At 38.0% G+C, this 15,800-nt stretch carries 19 protein-coding genes, 2 tRNA genes and 2 pseudogenes; 12 read left to right on the top strand and 11 right to left on the bottom strand.

Translation table 11 applies throughout. The annotated features are described in order from the left end of the window. Window positions 1–35: 35 nt before the first annotated feature. From BrL25_RS07315 to BrL25_RS07295, 7 genes are all read right to left on the bottom strand, one after another. Entirely contained in the window at window positions 36–776 is a 741-nt protein-coding gene (locus tag BrL25_RS07315) for a site-specific integrase (protein WP_018670408.1), read from the bottom strand. 397 nt (window positions 777–1,173) lie between these two features. Next, the gene (locus tag BrL25_RS07305) at window positions 1,174–1,623 is read right to left on the bottom strand and encodes a class I SAM-dependent methyltransferase (RefSeq protein WP_018670410.1); all 450 of its coding nucleotides are present in this window, start codon (window positions 1,621–1,623) and stop codon (window positions 1,174–1,176) included. Window positions 1,624–1,841: 218 nt separating this feature from the next. Next, on the bottom strand, window positions 1,842–2,018 hold the full coding sequence (locus BrL25_RS25550; RefSeq protein ID WP_236848101.1) for an IS3 family transposase: 177 nt from the start codon (window positions 2,016–2,018) through the stop codon (window positions 1,842–1,844). A gap of 62 nt (window positions 2,019–2,080) precedes the next feature. Then, a complete protein-coding gene (locus BrL25_RS25545; RefSeq protein ID WP_236848100.1) occupies window positions 2,081–2,692 on the bottom strand; it encodes an IS3 family transposase in 612 nt (203 codons plus the stop codon). 56 nt (window positions 2,693–2,748) lie between these two features. Next, entirely contained in the window at window positions 2,749–2,943 is a 195-nt protein-coding gene (locus tag BrL25_RS25540; protein WP_236848099.1) for a hypothetical protein, read from the bottom strand. 50 nt (window positions 2,944–2,993) lie between these two features. Beyond that, the gene (locus BrL25_RS25535) at window positions 2,994–3,170 is read right to left on the bottom strand and encodes an HTH domain-containing protein (RefSeq protein WP_236848098.1); all 177 of its coding nucleotides are present in this window, start codon (window positions 3,168–3,170) and stop codon (window positions 2,994–2,996) included. A 528-nt stretch (window positions 3,171–3,698) separates the two neighbouring features. Continuing rightward, the gene (locus BrL25_RS07295; protein WP_018673404.1) at window positions 3,699–4,304 is read right to left on the bottom strand and encodes a TetR/AcrR family transcriptional regulator; all 606 of its coding nucleotides are present in this window, start codon (window positions 4,302–4,304) and stop codon (window positions 3,699–3,701) included. Window positions 4,305–4,478: 174 nt separating this feature from the next. Between BrL25_RS07295 and BrL25_RS07290 the strand changes: the two genes are divergently transcribed. Further along, window positions 4,479–5,933, top strand: a complete 1,455-nt coding sequence (locus tag BrL25_RS07290) for an MDR family MFS transporter (protein WP_018673405.1) — start codon at window positions 4,479–4,481, stop codon at window positions 5,931–5,933. Between the two features lie 89 nt (window positions 5,934–6,022). Beyond that, entirely contained in the window at window positions 6,023–6,271 is a 249-nt protein-coding gene (locus BrL25_RS07285) for a hypothetical protein (protein ID WP_018673406.1), read from the top strand. A 481-nt stretch (window positions 6,272–6,752) separates the two neighbouring features. Here BrL25_RS07285 and BrL25_RS07280 read toward each other — a convergent pair. Further along, window positions 6,753–6,962: pseudogene (locus tag BrL25_RS07280) on the bottom strand (tyrosine-type recombinase/integrase); the annotation flags it as partial. A 91-nt stretch (window positions 6,963–7,053) separates the two neighbouring features. Here BrL25_RS07280 and BrL25_RS24730 point away from each other — a divergent pair. The 3 genes and pseudogenes from BrL25_RS24730 (at window position 7,054) to BrL25_RS07265 (ending at window position 9,529) form a co-directional block, all read left to right on the top strand. Continuing rightward, window positions 7,054–7,209 (top strand): hypothetical protein, encoded by a 156-nt coding sequence (locus BrL25_RS24730; RefSeq protein ID WP_018673407.1) that lies wholly within the window; start codon window positions 7,054–7,056, stop codon window positions 7,207–7,209. An 837-nt stretch (window positions 7,210–8,046) separates the two neighbouring features. Next, window positions 8,047–9,027: an ETX/MTX2 family pore-forming toxin gene (locus tag BrL25_RS07270; RefSeq protein ID WP_018673409.1), complete on the top strand. Its 981-nt coding sequence runs from the start codon at window positions 8,047–8,049 to the stop codon at window positions 9,025–9,027. A gap of 167 nt (window positions 9,028–9,194) precedes the next feature. Next, window positions 9,195–9,529: pseudogene (locus tag BrL25_RS07265) on the top strand (YolD-like family protein). 37 nt (window positions 9,530–9,566) lie between these two features. On the opposite strand, the gene BrL25_RS07260 reads toward BrL25_RS07265, so the two are convergent. Both BrL25_RS07260 and BrL25_RS07255 read right to left on the bottom strand, forming a co-directional pair. Further along, window positions 9,567–9,890, bottom strand: a complete 324-nt coding sequence (locus tag BrL25_RS07260) for a hypothetical protein (RefSeq protein WP_018673412.1) — start codon at window positions 9,888–9,890, stop codon at window positions 9,567–9,569. Next, window positions 9,887–10,159 (bottom strand): hypothetical protein, encoded by a 273-nt coding sequence (locus BrL25_RS07255; protein WP_018673413.1) that lies wholly within the window; start codon window positions 10,157–10,159, stop codon window positions 9,887–9,889. The genes BrL25_RS07260 and BrL25_RS07255 overlap by 4 nt, the downstream gene beginning before the upstream one ends. A 466-nt stretch (window positions 10,160–10,625) precedes the next feature. Between BrL25_RS07255 and BrL25_RS07250 the strand changes: the two genes are divergently transcribed. Further along, window positions 10,626–10,913 carry a YolD-like family protein gene (locus BrL25_RS07250; RefSeq protein WP_018673414.1) on the top strand — a complete coding sequence of 96 codons (288 nt, stop codon included), beginning with the start codon at window positions 10,626–10,628 and terminating at the stop codon, window positions 10,911–10,913. A gap of 70 nt (window positions 10,914–10,983) precedes the next feature. Here BrL25_RS07250 and BrL25_RS07245 read toward each other — a convergent pair whose 3' ends face one another. Beyond that, entirely contained in the window at window positions 10,984–11,637 is a 654-nt protein-coding gene (locus tag BrL25_RS07245; RefSeq protein ID WP_236847669.1) for an alpha/beta hydrolase, read from the bottom strand. A gap of 183 nt (window positions 11,638–11,820) precedes the next feature. Here BrL25_RS07245 and BrL25_RS07240 point away from each other — a divergent pair, with 183 nt between their 5' ends. The 6 genes from BrL25_RS07240 to BrL25_RS07215 all read left to right on the top strand — a co-directional run bounded on the left by BrL25_RS07240 (window position 11,821) and on the right by BrL25_RS07215 (window position 15,626). After that, window positions 11,821–12,354, top strand: a complete 534-nt coding sequence (locus BrL25_RS07240) for a nucleotidyltransferase family protein (RefSeq protein WP_018673416.1) — start codon at window positions 11,821–11,823, stop codon at window positions 12,352–12,354. Window positions 12,355–12,531: 177 nt separating this feature from the next. After that, complete coding sequence (locus BrL25_RS07235) at window positions 12,532–13,623, top strand: GerAB/ArcD/ProY family transporter (RefSeq protein ID WP_018673417.1); 1,092 nt, start codon at window positions 12,532–12,534, stop codon at window positions 13,621–13,623. Window positions 13,624–14,024: 401 nt separating this feature from the next. Next, a complete protein-coding gene (locus BrL25_RS07230) occupies window positions 14,025–14,378 on the top strand; it encodes a hypothetical protein (RefSeq protein WP_018673418.1) in 354 nt (117 codons plus the stop codon). A 123-nt stretch (window positions 14,379–14,501) separates the two neighbouring features. Then, window positions 14,502–14,594, top strand: a tRNA-Ser gene (locus tag BrL25_RS07225). Between the two features lie 28 nt (window positions 14,595–14,622). Beyond that, window positions 14,623–14,698: transfer RNA gene (locus tag BrL25_RS07220), tRNA-His, on the top strand. Window positions 14,699–14,864: 166 nt separating this feature from the next. Next, complete coding sequence (locus BrL25_RS07215) at window positions 14,865–15,626, top strand: suppressor of fused domain protein (RefSeq protein WP_018673419.1); 762 nt, start codon at window positions 14,865–14,867, stop codon at window positions 15,624–15,626. Window positions 15,627–15,800 lie beyond the last annotated feature (174 nt).

Raw genomic sequence — 15,800 nt, 5'->3', positions numbered from 1 at the left:
AAAATGTGTTTGCCCACATTTTGCCCACAATTTTTTCAAATATAGTTGGAGTAGAGGGCTAATGCATCGTCCTCAATCTTCTTTGTAACGTGTAAATACGTGTCTGCTGTGACTTTGACGCTTGCGTGTCCGAGTCGCTCAGACACGTATTTTATATTTGCTCCCGCTTCTAATAAGTGAACCGCGTGGGAATGTCTGAGTGCATGAGGAGAGAGAACGGGGATACCTACTCGCTTGCAAACCTCTTTGAAGTAATCACGTACCACATTGGTACGGAGCCAGCGGCCGTCGTGCTGGTGAAACATGAGGCTACTCTCTGATGCTAGATAGTTCTCGTAACGTAAAATAACCTCGTTCTGATTAATCTTGTGCCGACGCATGACCTTGACAGTATGACCATCCAGCTTTATAGTACGACCGCTTGTTTTGGATTTAGGTGTTGAAATATATGGCTCCGAATTAAGCGGATACACAAGCGTTTTGTTGATTGTTAGCCGGTCACCCGCTAAGTCATCCCAGGTCAATGCAAGAGCTTCCCCGATTCTGATGCCTGTTCGAGCAATCAAAGTAAACAAGGCGTAATACTGCTGTGAGTGTTTGTATTTAGCTTTCTTCTGAGGTGTCTGAAGAGATTCAAGGAAGTGGTTAAGCTGCTCTTTAGTGAAATGACGTACATCATTTTCTTTGCTAACTTCTTTCGGTATTTTTATTCGTTGAATAGGGTTCTCGCGGATTATACGAAATTCATACACAGCGTCATTGATTGCATTTTGCACCGAGTACGTGATTGGTTTTACGTTAGGTTTCTTGTAAACTTCAAGCCAATCATCAAAATACCTCGAAACAATCTCATCACCATTTTCCGCAAAACCGTACTGGTTAATTTTTGATTCCTCTTCGTTAGCTGCAAGTTGGGCTTCTTTTTTTGTCCGGAAACCACCTTAGGATTTTTCTTTAAACTTACCAGTCTGTCGATCTGTGTACCGGATGCGGTATTCCCATGTGTCACCGCGCTTTCGGAATGATGCCATTTTGGGGTTACTCCTCCTTGTTTACGAATGTTTGTTCGTGTTTGAGTGTATAGTAAACAGCCTTGCGGCTGGAAAGCGCAAAGTTATTCAAATAGTTCAAGTACACCTAATGGCTCAAAAATAACAGTTGAGAGACCAACAGTCACATGTGTGCGTGGGGCTCAAATGCTATTACCTTACCGTCTCCCTTTACGCAATTTGCCATTTTTTTGAGCAAAAGTGTGGGCTCTGCCAAATGTAGTAAAACGCCATGGCAAACGGCAATGTCATACATCTTTTCGAGCGAAACAGAGTCAAAATCGCCAATGATAAATTCAACCTCGTAAGGCAATTCTTTAAATAATTCTCGTGCACGCTCTATTAGCTTGGCGCCAGCATCTATTCCAGTATACTTGGAACCTTCGGCTAGTAATGGTAGTAGTCGAAGACCCATATGACCGAAACCGCAACCAAAATCGATAATGTGGACGGGATTATCAAGCTGCCATACAGTATCCACAAGAAACTTTATGTAATCATCGTTGTAGTATAAGCTTGCAGACTTATACAAATAATCTATTTGACTGTCCCAAAAATATGGTTCCTTTATCATTCCATTTAGCACCCCCCTTGGGTTTCATTCCTATATTTCATTCTACAATGAAAACAATATGCCTTTTTCTCCATTATCCTGCCCGTTAGTTGAATAACCTACTGTCACATTAACACCCTATTTGCATGGAGCAACAACCATTTCAACTAATGCGGAAACCCTCCCTCGGACATATGAACTGTGACCCTATTTGTAGACAGTTTTAAAAGAATACCTAACTAGGCAGCTAAAAGGTGACTTCTGAATTCATCAGGGGTCATCTTTTTTAATGACCACTGGTAACGTTCAGAATTGTAATAATCAATGTAACTGTCTACTCGATCCCTCAACTCTTGTATCGTTTGACATGTCTTATATTCCAAATCGTCTTTCATATGACCAAAAAAAGTTTCCATTGAAGCATTATCCCAACAGTTTCCCTTACGGGACATGGACTGCCTAAAGCCTGCTTTCTTGATTAAGCGACGGGTTTTAAAGTGGGTATAATGCAAACCTTGGTCTGAGTGTAGAATGGCTTCGGGTGAATGTTGCCATCTAGCCGTTGGAACAGTCGTTTCAAAGTAATCCTCACCAATGGAAGCTTTAAAGATGAAGAAAGATAGTGAGCTAAAATCTGTTTTGTTGCCCCATCCTTGACTACCGACAGGTAGGCACATTGACCATTACCGTAATACATATACGTAATATCGGTGAGCAGCACTTTTTCAGGTTCCCCCTGATCAAACTGACGTTGCAACAGGTTGGGACATGTTTGGTACTCTTGTGTTGCCTTAGCTAATTTTCTATAGGGATTGGCTTGGCGAATGGTAGCAACAAGTTTATACTTTCGCATCAATCGACGAATCTTTTTATGATTCATGATCACTCCACTTTCACGCTCAAGTCGCATCTTAATAACTAATGCTCCTGCTTTACCATGAAGAGCGTCAAAGTGCTTCTTGATAAGTTTAATGTCATGCTCGTCCGCATCCTCTCGTAGCTGTCGAATTTTCTCCGCACGAAGCCAACGGTAGTAGCCACTCGCACTAACACATGCAAGTTTACAAAGATATCGTGTTACATCACGCAAATTGTACTGACGTATGGTGCGATTAATGATTTGATAGCGCTCGGAGGGGGATAACGTTACCTCTGCAACTTCTGCTTTTCGAGCGCGTCGAGCTTTTTTAAAAAGTCGTTCTCCGCCTCTAAAAACTTGATACGTGCCTCAGCTCGTTTAAGCTTTTCCTCTACGGACAACTCCGTTGTCGAGGGTCTACCCGTACTTTTCTTTCCACGTTGTTCTTCTAAAAGGCCGATCTCTCCATGAATTTGATACACATTACGCCAACGTTTTAAGCATGTTTTTGGTTTGTCATGACCAATAACGTCTATGTCAAAACCAGCACACAAAAAATTTCCATAGGTGTTTGCCCCTCTTGATACGCTTTGACAGCTGCTACCTTAAATGCTGGTGCATAAGTAATACTTTTGTACGTTACATGCTGAACATAAGGGTTAGCTTCAAGATATTTCATTTCTTGTTCCGTGAAAACTGTTTTTCCCATAATTCTTTCCTCGCTTTATTTTAATAAGTTGATTAAAACACAAAAGACCCGTAAGAAGGTCACTTTTTTCAAAGTGTCCATCTTACGGGTCACAGTTCATTTTTATTTAAACAATTTCTTAATCAGCGAGAAGACATCAAACGTTTTTCGCTGGCAACTTTGTTGGTTCCTCAGCCATCACCAGCCGCGGGGCATTTTCATCCTCCCGGCTAAACCATCTGCTGCTTTATTATCACTGTAATCTATTTAGTTATTCCAAGCGTTAAAGGTTTTTACTATCTTTTGCCTTTCCATAGTGTTCTGATTTTTGTATATGAAAGAAAAAGCACCCAGAACTTCGTTTTTCCACTAAGTGGGTAGCCGAGCCTACGCAAATGAACAGGAGGTATTGCGGAAGTTCAAAAAATGGGATTCGAATTGTAAAAGAGAAAGCAGGAAAGGAAGAACTATTCGTGATCGGACACACCGTGGAATTATGGATCTTCCCTGGATTTAGGGAGACTCTGAGAGCTTTATGTGGGATTGGATTTAGAAATTAAAATTCAGGTGCGCCGATCCGAGGCGTGAGATTTGTGAGAATAATATGGTCAATTCTGTTGGTGACAGGTCGAGATCTCGCTGTATCCAGAAGTGAATGGTTCCCACATAGGCAGAGGAAAGGTAGGCAAATAAATATTGCTGTTTGACGGGGATCTCACTCAAGTTTTCGGTTTTGAAATAGCGATATGAACCATGAAACTGTTCACGTATTAATTGGGTCAATCGAGATCCGAAGGACGTGTCTCCATTTGGTCTCATGAATACCTGAAAGAATCGTTTGTGTTCAACCACGTATTCAAAGGGGCGAACATAGCCATAAGGTGGTGGGGCAGCAAAAGGCTCTTCCCGATCGATATCGTGACCAAGCTTTTTAATTATTGAATAAAAGCCTTCCAGTATTTCGTTCTTAAATTGTTCAACAAAATCTTGTATATCCTGATAATGCAAATAAAAGGTGCCCCTGTTCAAACCAGCTCTATCGGTCAGTTCTTTTACGGTAATGTTGTCTATACCGTTTTCTAACGACAGATCAAGAAACACTTCGCGTAACAGTTGACGAGTCCTGAGAATTCGGCGATCAATTCTATTTGTCATATTATTTTCCTCCAAAATTTCAGTAACTTACTGATCATTCTTCTAGTTGCCGTTGATTAATGAACACAAGGATAGCGGATGAACATTGGATATCCGAGTCAATCAATTATAATTTCATTATCAATGTTAATCAACACTGTGTTCATTATTTCAATATGAATTGGAGAGGGGTACATGTTTAAAAGAGACGCATCTGCTGCAACTTCAAATATGAATACTGTAGTTACGTTAAATCGTAAATCGTTTATTTATGCCATGATTGCAATTATTCCTGGCATGATGATGGTTATGCTCAATAGTACAGCGATGAATGTAGCTATTCCAAGCCTGACACAGGATTTTCAGGTTTCATTTGAGACATTACAGTGGGTCATCAACGGTTATATGCTGGCGATGGCAGCTACCGTTCCAATCTCAGGGTGGTTTTCTGACAGAATTGGCGCAGGCCGGGCTTATTTAATGACGATTATGTTATTTATCTTTGGTTCACTGCTATGCTCGATGGCACAAAATTCGGAACAGCTTATCGCTTTCCGTATCATTCAGGGACTGGGTGGGGGGATGATCCAGCCGATTGGCATGGCAATGATTTATAGGCTGGCGCCTCCAGACAAAAAAGGACAGATTATGGGGATGATTGGTATACCTATGCTGATTGCACCAGCAACAGGGCCGATTTTATCCGGTTGGTTTCTTGAGGCTATGGGTTGGCAATGGATCTTTCTGATCAATCTTCCGATCGGAACGCTTGCTGTTTGGCTTGGCTTGCGCCATCTGTGTAAACATGTACATCTTCAAAAAACTCACAATAAACAGCAGCCGTTTGATCGACTTGGGGCTATGTTTGCACCAACAGCTTTTGTACTTCTTGCTTTGAGTATAAATCAGCATAGTTCCAATAAGTGGGGATCCATTGTGATGGGGGGGACAGGAACTTTATTGCTGATTTGGTTGTGTATCCATGAGCTCCGTCATGAAAATCCCATTCTAGAATTAAGGGCATTTCGTGCCTATCGCTTTCGCAGGGGCATGATTGTCAGTACAATTCAATATGCAGTTCTAAATGGGTCGCTAGTATTTATTCCGATATTTTTGCAAAAATATCGTTCTTACAGCCCTTTCGATGCGGGAATAATTATGAGCATGCTTGCTATAACCTCTGGTTTGCTGATGCCAGTAGGTGGGAAAATATACGACCGTTTCGGGATCCGGCCATTAGCTTGCTCTGGTATGGGAACGATTGCTGTGGCTTTATTACTACTTTCCCGGATAAGTGACATAACACATTATCTACAAATTGCAGGAATAGTCGGTTTGCTTGGGATTGGAATGGGATTATGCATGATGTCATTAAACACATATATTCTACAATCAGCTCCGGCTTCGATGATCAGTAGAATCACACCTTTAACTGCAGCAGGAGCTAATCTAATCATACCGGTGGCGATTGCCTGCTTGAGTAACTTTCAAGCAATGCGTACCTTTAGTCATACAGTAAATGAATATAAGGATAATCCGGTTGCTGCTGAAATGGCTGCTTATTCTGACACCTTTTTACTGACAGCATGCATTGCTTTAGGCGGAGCATTTGTCAGTCTGCTGTTGAAGCCACCTCAAGATCCTATCTAGCGAGTCACCATTATGACCATTAGGGATGGAAACATTATGAATCGATTGAAAAATGAGAAATAAAGCGAAGTTGGGGTGTTGAATGAAAAATGGAAAAAGAAACAAAAGCAGATATGATTCTTTCTGGCAATGCAGTTTTTACATTCCTAGAGGGTGAGCCCAAACCAGCCTCCATTGTGATCGTCGCAAGTAGAATTGTAGCGGTAGGTTCGCCACAAGAAATGAAGGCATTCATCGGTCCCGAAACAAAAATATATCAATTTGATGATCAGTTAATAATTGGTAACAGTTCCTTTTTTGAATTATTTATGAAAGAAAAGCATAAAAGTAGGACATAGAAAACATTGTTCTTTAGACTCATTTTGTTAATCCCATGCAGTTTTTGAAGTGAATATATTGGCAGGTATAGAACAAGAGGTAAGCTACGAATAAAAGTACAATAAGATGATATTGGACATTACTAAGAAGACTGGACAAAAAAAGCAGCACCCTTGAAATAATCTCAAAGGGTGCTACTTGTACCATAAAACATTTATTTTACAACCATAACTGGGCACAGTATTTTTTCACTACCTTACAACTAACACTGCCTAACTTAAATTATGTAAAGAATTTTGCCCACAGAAACATAAAAAGCTATTCAAGTATGTGATATGTTATTTATGAAAAGCCTTGATAAATCAGTTTTGTATCAAGTCGTAACAACTTATTAAAGCCGCCAGCAATCAAGTTCGAGATGGAGGGAAGTATCGGATAACCTTGTTGTATCAAGGGTTTCCGGCTTCGGAAATACGGTTTGTCCGTAATTTGCCCGGAATTTTAAAATTGAACATACCGTTCGTACAGACTCAAAGCGTCATCCTCGATCTTCTTGGTGACGTGGAGATATGTATCGGCGGTTACTTTAACACTTGCGTGTCCGAGTCTCTCGGACACGTATTTTATATTTGCGCCCGATTCGAGAAGATGGACGGCATGAGAGTGCCGTAAAGCATGTGGTGATAGGACAGGAACACCTGCACGTTTACAAGCTAAATGGGAGACGTATGCGGAGGCTGTTGTCAAAGCATTTTGTGGATACATTAGACATCCTTACAAACCACAAGAAGGAGCTGTATCTATGGGAGATTTAGATAAATCATTAGAAGTACTTGTGAAAGCTGGCATCATCAAAACACCTGAGTATTGGCAAAACAACGCCGTTAAAGTCGGGAATGTAAAAGGTGAGAATGCTGCAACACTAATTCATAACATTGCTAAAAAACTGGGGGTATAAGAATATAAATAGCAATTGTGAATGGTAAAAAAACCCTTTGCTTTTCGGCAAGGGGCTAATTCCAGATACCAATGGAGGTGAGTGTGTCATTTACTATCTCTATAAATCTATGCTAGATAATAAAAAAAGTTCGCCCTTAGTTAAAAAAATAGGTACAAACCTAGTAACAATAGATTATTACGAATAACTTTAAATCAAAAAAACAATAAGATCAAATGCCGTCCAAGTGATAGGCATTTTTCTTTTCCCTACTGCGCGCACACATAATCTACTACAACAAGGGAGCTGTTTACGGTGATCTTTAACATGGATTGCATAATTGGAGCAAAACAACACTTACAAGACGATTCTATCGATCTACTCATTGCCGATCCACCTTACAATCTAGATTTTAGGGGCACAAACATGACAAAGGGGTACCGCCAACATTTTAACGAAAATATACCTTAAGGACTGTTCAGCAGTTAAAAATCCGGTTTTTCCTACTCTAAGGAGTATCGACTTATTTCTTGTTAAATGATTTTCTATTTAGGAATCTCTATAGTAGCATTATTAAATTCTTTTTCTAGTTTCTGTTTGAGTTCAATCCGTTCCGTGAAATGACCTCTTAATAATTCTTTTAGGACTTGGTGACAGGGTAGTAGCTACTCTAGACCGCAAAGTAGATTTTTAAGGGTACCACCATTCCCCCACTTTTAACTTTTAACGTTTGTATAAAAAAAACCAACAAATCATTCTTCACAAAACATTCGAATTTCAAAAAAAGTTAATATAAAAATTATGTTAAAATTTTCATGAAAACGTTTTCAAAAATAGAATGTTAGGAGCGATTTCAAGATGAAGGAAAAAATGAACAAAAACCGATTGAAAAAACCTATGGTAGCAATCATGTTAGCCACCTCAATTGGCATACCTTGTCTATCTGCATCTGGTAGTGCATTAGCAGCAGAAAATACTCCAACTAGTGTTAATGAAAATGTAAGAGCTGGTATTACTGATGTTCAATCTGAACTAAAAAAAATAGGAAACTACCATTATTCTAATAACATTGCAGGTACAAAAATTGAGTCATGGCCTACACTGACTTTTAAGAACAATCCAGATAGTGTTGAGACAAAAGGTAACTTCAGTATTACGGGTACTGTAAATAAATTGAACTTTGATAGTGCAATCGTTGAATACGTAGGAGAAAATGTATTTGAGAATACTACAAATGAAACCCAGAAGTTTTCAACAGCTAAATATACTAAGAGTGTAACAGAGTCAATAGCGACAGCGACAACAAAGGGTTTTAAAGTGGGAGGTTCGGGTGACGGTAGTAACATATTTACCATTCCACTGCTCTTAAATAACGGTATAAAAATAAATGGAGAATTCAACTCTTCTACTACAGAGACACAAACAAAATCCGAGACAAAAACAATAGAAGCATCTGCACAAACTGTAGAAGTTCCACCGCATAAAAAATATAAAGCAGACGTTGTATTGGAACAAAGAAATTTTTGGGGTGATGTTACGTTTACCGGTGTATGGAGTAATCCTGTGACTACAATAAAGGCAACTGCATCATATTGGGCTCCAAATGGTATGGGTGCTTGGAAAGAATACACTTTTAGTGATAAAACTCAAAATTATTGGAAGGGACTAACTACTTCTCAAAAAAATAGTATAAATGGAATCAAATTTGAAAATAGTAATGTAAAGGCAGAAGGGACAGCTAAAGTCGAAGGTATATTTGGTAGTATGCTAAATGTAAAAATTTATGATATTACAGATAAATCAAATCCTAAGTTAGTGGAAACAAGAAGTTTCAAATAATATTTTGAGGAGGTTCCATACCTTTCAATAAGAAAAAGCCTTCTAACGGAAAAATAATCCGTTGGAGGGCTATTTTTATTGGTAAACATGTAATTTTACCCATTGCATAATCTCTTCAAGATTTAATAAAACAAGAACATACATTCGTATTTTAAGGAGATGTTTTGATGGCTAGCAAAATTCTTGATCCACTTGTAATGAAATTCATCTTGCCAGAACATGCAGAGATGTTACGACAGCTTCATGAGGATAAGAAACTGATCGAGAAACCGATCATTGAAGAGGATGAACTAGCAGAGTTTTGGAATATCTGAATCACGTCAGCATGACTACGCCCTTACAATTAGCTGGTGGAAAGAGACAAAAGAGGGTAGAGGCGTGATAGAATCAGCTTGGGGATGGGTGGAGAAGTTTGATTCCCAATTCAAACGGATCAAGCTAAAGAATGATGAGGATTTTTGGTGTACCTGTTGAGGATGTAGTGAGAGTAGAGAATAAATAAATCCTACTCTCACTTTGGTTTCACGTCTGATTGTTAATCAATCTTCTTCACAATGGACAAATATATATTTAAAGTCGTCCTCTTTTAATAAATGGTTTATTATTTCCTCTATTCTTTTTCTACTAACGTTATCAACCAAAACCATATCACTTGCCCATAGATAAGCACCTTTTAAATTCTCACCAGTTTTTTTATTTTTTTGTTGGAGTGTCTTTATATTTTCATAGGTGAAGAATGTTGCGACCCATTTTGAATTGTCTGATAACGTTACCATTACATCGACATTGTTATCGTATATGTCGTAATTTTTAACTTCTGACTGCTCTACATTGATCCAAATTTCTTTTACTACATGTTTCATATCTTTCTCCTTGTGATTGTGTTATTTTCTTTTTTTCCGTATATTTCTTCTAGACGCTCAATAACTTTAGCTTGATTTTTTTTATCTGACTTTGCCAGTATTTCGACGGTATCTCCTTCAGTTCTTAGATATACTCTAGCTCCATTTTTTGAACGAAGCTCAAAAACCCCATTAAAAAGATAGTTGTTCCCGGAACCAGGATTACTATTTCCTTTTAAATACTCATTGAGTAAATGATTTGCTTCAGCTTGAAGCTTTTTATCTTTCATTGCTTTTTCAGTTTCGCGTATAAGAAAGGAATCTTCATTGATTCTTGAATTAACATAATATTTTCCAATTTTCTTTCGGCCATTTAGAACCTTATTAGCAAAACTAGCTATATCATCACCATGCTCTTTTAAAAGATTATATGCTTTCTTACCGGCCTTTGCACCTTTTCCGGCAGGGAATAAAGAGAGAATTGCGAATCCTTTCTCTGCATCACTAGCTTTTGGATCAAAAATGGTTTTTACATCATCTAAAATTAAGAAGTCCAGTCCTGCTTTGGCAGCGTCTAATAAAAAATTACCAGCATCAACTAGCCATCTCTTACTAGAATCAATCCAGTCAGAGGCCGTATCTTTTAAATCATCCCACCATGAATTAGAACTAGCTGAAGCGCTAGCTAGATATAATTGTTTACCTTCTTTTGATATTTGTACCCTATCGCTTTGAATATTACCTTGCAGATGATCATTGTTACGTCAGCTTCACGAGGATAAGAAACTGATTGAGAAGACAATCATTGAAGAGGATGAGCTAGCCGAGTTTTGCTACAGGATATCTGATTCACGTCAGTATGACTATGCCTTTACAATTAGCTGGTGGAAAGAGACAAAAGAGGGTAGAGGCGTGATAGAATCCGCTTGGGGATGGGTAGATAAGTTTGATTCAACGTTTAAACAAATCAAGTTAAAGAATGATGAGGATTTTTGGTGGGTACCTAACAGTAACTTCTTCATTTACATACAATATATGGACTGAGGAACAGGGTTACAGAACAACGTTAATGAACAGCGGTAAAAGGGGGTGTCATATTTTTAGTGATTTAATTTCACCTATTCCTATGCTTATTCAAAAACTCGATTGTTTTTTCTAATGTTTTTTCAGCATGAGAAGAGGAAAAATCAAATTGATACTCATGACCTAATTCAGACTTGGTTCCTTCAAATAAAACACTCTCCACTTCTACGTTATTTATTTGGAGAACATCTATAAGATCTGCTGAATGTGGTGCAAGAGGATCAGCATCTCCAACTGTCAAAAAGACAGGTGGATAATTAGGGGTTATCTGTTTAACTGTTGATATTTCATCTATTTTAGAGAATGATTTGATATCTTTTTCCCCTGTATATGACCAAAACATTGTATTAAAAAAAATCTTTCCTAATGTAGATGCATGAGGGTTATCAAATCTAATAACAGGAAGATTTTTATTGGAATTTTTGGGATAGTAAATATCTAAAATACTATTTTCAAGTCCAGCATCGTTATAAACAATATCTTTTTTTACAACAACTTGCTTTTTAATCGTTTCAATGTTTTTAGGTGATGCAAACGGTTTGGCTTCGAATATTTGTTTGATTACTAGAGCTTTCAGGGCAGGAGTAAGCTGATTAGTAACGGATATAAGTAATATAGGAATGACAATGATAGAGATCAGAATCATCCATCGTTTTTTCTGGTAAAACTTTTTCTTTGTTGTCAACTGTGTTTCACCCCATTTTCTGTTAGTTATTATCTTCCACGCACCCATCAAACATGTATCGATGTAGCTACGATACTCTATCATGTACGATTTCCATTGTTAATGTTGAAAGGGGGGCTGGATATTATTTATGCTAAACAAGTGTAAGAATAGATTGAACCTAGAAAATGGAGGCTTGTCTCAATGGAAGAAATTTTGGAACAGGTAGCAAGGCTAGCAGAGCAACTACATCGGAAAAATATTTCTTTTGCCTTAGGTGGTAGTACTCTGTTATACAGCTTAGGACTGGAAAAGGAATTTCGCGATATCGATCTCACCACTGATGCATCAGTAGAACAGTTGAGGGAAGCATTAACGGAGTATCCTGTGAAAGTAGAGAATTCTGGTGATGGTATTTATAATACTCATTATCGTTTATCAGTGGAGTTAAATGGGAAGGATATTGATTTTATGGGGAGTTTTTCAGTGAAAACAAAGACAGGTATATGTTATCTCCCTTGCTTACCAGCTTATGAATGGAGAGGTATTCCAGTATGTGCTCCTGAGGTTTGGGCTGTAGCCTATCAGCTGATAGGACGTATTCAAAAAGCAGAAAGAATATATGGATATCTGGAAGAGCATGGTACCAATCAAGAGGTTTGTAAACGATTATTGGAGGAACCGTTGCCTGAAGAGGTGAAACAAAGAGTACTTTCTTTAACCGATTATAGTTCATAACCTTATCCTAGGCTCTAACAATCAATGCTACTGTCTTACATAAGCTTATTTCTTGTCTAGTGATAGGAATATCCTATCCTTTTTCTGCGGATATTACTTTTATACACAGGTTATACTCTCAAATTTCCTGCTAGCGAACGGATAAGGAAGATGTTTAGAAATAGGAGGGACATGTTAGTGCCTACGTTCATGAAGAAAGAGATTTCTCTCCTACATTTTATTTTAATCTTAACTAGCATCGAGCTGGGAGCAAGCATTTTGACGCTTCCTGCAGAGCTTGCGCAGGAAACTGGAACGGATGGCTGGATCTCCATTATCATTGGATATGTTCTTGCTACAGTCGTTAGTTTATGTATTATTAAGGTCATGTCAAAACATCCAGAAAAGACAATGCAACAAATACTCAATATCTATTTCTCCTCTTTAGTAGGGAAATTTATTATAGTTGTCTGGATTATATATGCCTTTATCAGTGCATTCTCAATTTTTATTTCGAGTATCTACATTATTAATGAATGGATACTCCCAAATACATCTAATTATTTTATTGCTGTTCTATTTCTTGTTCCCATCTTTATGGCAGTACGTGGTGGCATCCGTATGATTAGCGGATTTCAGGTTGTCGTGTTTTTTTCAACTCTATGGTTATTACTGGTTCTCCTTTTTCCGTTACATCATAGTCATATCATGTTTCTGTTACCAATCCTAAAAGAGGGCTGGGGACCTGTTATTCAGGGCGTAAGGATCTCAGTTTTTGCCTTCTTAGGCTTTGAATTGTCATATATCTTTTATCCATATATCAAAAATAAACAATATGCAGTAAAGGGCATTATTATTGCCAATTCAATCACTTTGCTTATTTATTTACAAATCACATTAATTTGCTATGTAGTTTTTAGTCCTGATGAAATTACAAAGTATATTTGGCCTACCCTAACATTGGTGAAACCGATACGCTTCTCATTTCTGGAGCGTTTTGAAATTGTCTACGTTTCTTTTTATATCCTAATCTTTTTATCATCGGTTATTCCTTATCTATTTTTTGTTACAGAAAGTATCTCTGAGCTTATGAAAAGAAGAAGTCGGTCACATTTATATATGGTTTTAGGTATTTTTATAGTGAGCTATTTGTTTTATCAACCGCATTTTACGAACATAAACTTGTTTAATACCATTTTGCCTCCTTTTTCTTATATCGTAGCTTTTGCTTTTCCTGTCTTCTTGTGGCTATATGTGATGATCGTATCGAAGAAAACAGACAAAGAGTAAGTAATGAAAACAACCGGTTCCAGTAAGAAATAATCTGTAAGCGAGGTAGCTCATAGAATGAGCTATCTCTTTTTAATGGAATAGGTGAAAGAATGCGCAGGATTGATTTGCAGTAGGATGCGCCATAACGAAATCTCTGTACCGATTTTGCTATACAATCCTCAAGTAGTGACACAAGAACAGTGATCTAATCTGGTCACTGTTTTTTTTTTGCATCCGATGCCGTATACAGAAACAGAGGGAGTATATATTCAGGAAGCGCTAGCTGTATATAGTCAGCGTTAGGTATCGGGAATGGCTGGAGTAGACATCTAACATATTTGAACTGTTAATCTGCTAGTGAATTCCGGAAGAATATGGTAGAATATTGAAAAAGTGTTAATGACAAGGTGTTGGTTAGCATGAAATTTATTCAATCTCCTATATGGAATTTACTGGCAATAACTTTTTGTTCTCCGTTATTATTTCTCACAATGTATATGGATTACAAACAAGGTAGCGCATGGATGTATTTAGTGTCCATGATCTTATTGCCCTTGTGTGTGAATAAATTCAGATATATTCTGGGGGGCATTGCTATTTCAATGGCTGTAACCATAGTCCTTTCTCACTATTTTATGGGTGGAAGCGATGCTTACTTTGAGCCATTGACAGCAGAGCTGGTCGCACTAATCCTTTCCGTGTTGTTTGCTTTTCCGCAATTGCTGATATACCAGGTGATTAAGCTTGTTTTTCAAAAAGAAAGATCAGAATAAATTGAAAAAAATGGCGGTTACATCTTATTCGGTAACCGCTTACACTATTTATTTTAGAAATTCAATAAAAACCCTTGTATTTTTAAAATAAATCTGCTATATTAATTCTTGTATGAAACATATGGACAGGTGTCCGAGTGGCCGAAGGAGCACGATTGGAAATCGTGTAGGCGGGGTCGACCCGTCTCGTGGGTTCAAATCCCACTCTGTCCGCCATTTTACTTTATCTCTAATTTCATACATGGCGGTCGTGGCGAAGTGGTTAACGCATCGGATTGTGGCTCCGACACTCGTGGGTTCGATTCCCATCGATCGCCCCATCTTATTTTAAAGACATATAACTGCTACGATTAAAACCCCTTTGTTGTTCAAGGAAACTTGAAGACAAGGGGTTTTTTGATGAATTCGAGTTTCTTTTGGAACTGTATTTATGCTGTAGCATAGGCTTATATAAGGAGAATAATGATTAGTGAGAGGGGGAGACAGATGTTTGTACTTAAAATAATGCTACTGATAATCTCGTTTCTGCTACTTCTTTTCTTTCTCTATCTCTTATCTAAGAAGAAAGAGTGTACCAAACAGCCAGAAATGCTAAAGGTCTGGATGGGTGTAGTCGAGCAGGCGGTTGCCGAGGTAGAACCTCACCCCGCACAACATTCTCAGAAACACAGGTACCCAGAGATTGATAATGACGAGCCGAAAAATAAGCAAATAGATGTGACTTTGCGAAAGTGGATCAAGTCACATTATCAAGCATTCTTTCATGACCAACCAGTTGACCAGTTTTCTATCCACCAAAATAAAGATGAGATAGCAGTGCTTCTTTACCCGTGTAATCGCAATCGCGGATGGTTTACTTATGCAACTTGTGGCTGCGCAACAAAGAATGGCTCAGAGTATATAATTAGCACCTATGAAAAACATCAAGAATTGCCGATACTTATTGAACAGATTATACAGCAGGCAATAGAAATAAGTAACTCTACTAACGAGCAACTCTTTCCTAGTAGTCGTTCATTTGGGACCCACAATGGCTTTACACATGTTATTTGTTTACCTCCTGTTTTTGAAACAGAAGGGTTTGCGCATTTTATGGATGGAAAAAGGCTTGTAAGTATATACATGTTGGTTCCTTTATGGCGCACTGAAGCCGAGTTTGTAAAACAAAATGGTTGGTCTGAACTGGAAGCCATCTTCATAGAAAATGATGTAAACACATTAGAATGGAATCGAGCCTCTGTCATCTAAATTAGATGATTCAGAGGTTTCTTTTGTATGATGAGAAAGTATAGAATGAAATAGGTATGATAAAAGTACAAACGACCTCACATTAAAAGGAAGGAAAACACAAAAAAAGATGGGAATTATCTGGGAATTTTGAAACCGTATGCCAATCGAAACGTATAAACAAGTGCAAGATAA

This window comes from Brevibacillus laterosporus DSM 25 (assembly GCF_002706795.1).
In the GTDB taxonomy this organism is placed as follows: domain Bacteria; phylum Bacillota; class Bacilli; order Brevibacillales; family Brevibacillaceae; genus Brevibacillus_B; species Brevibacillus_B laterosporus.
This window is presented reverse-complemented; position numbering and strand designations above follow the sequence as displayed.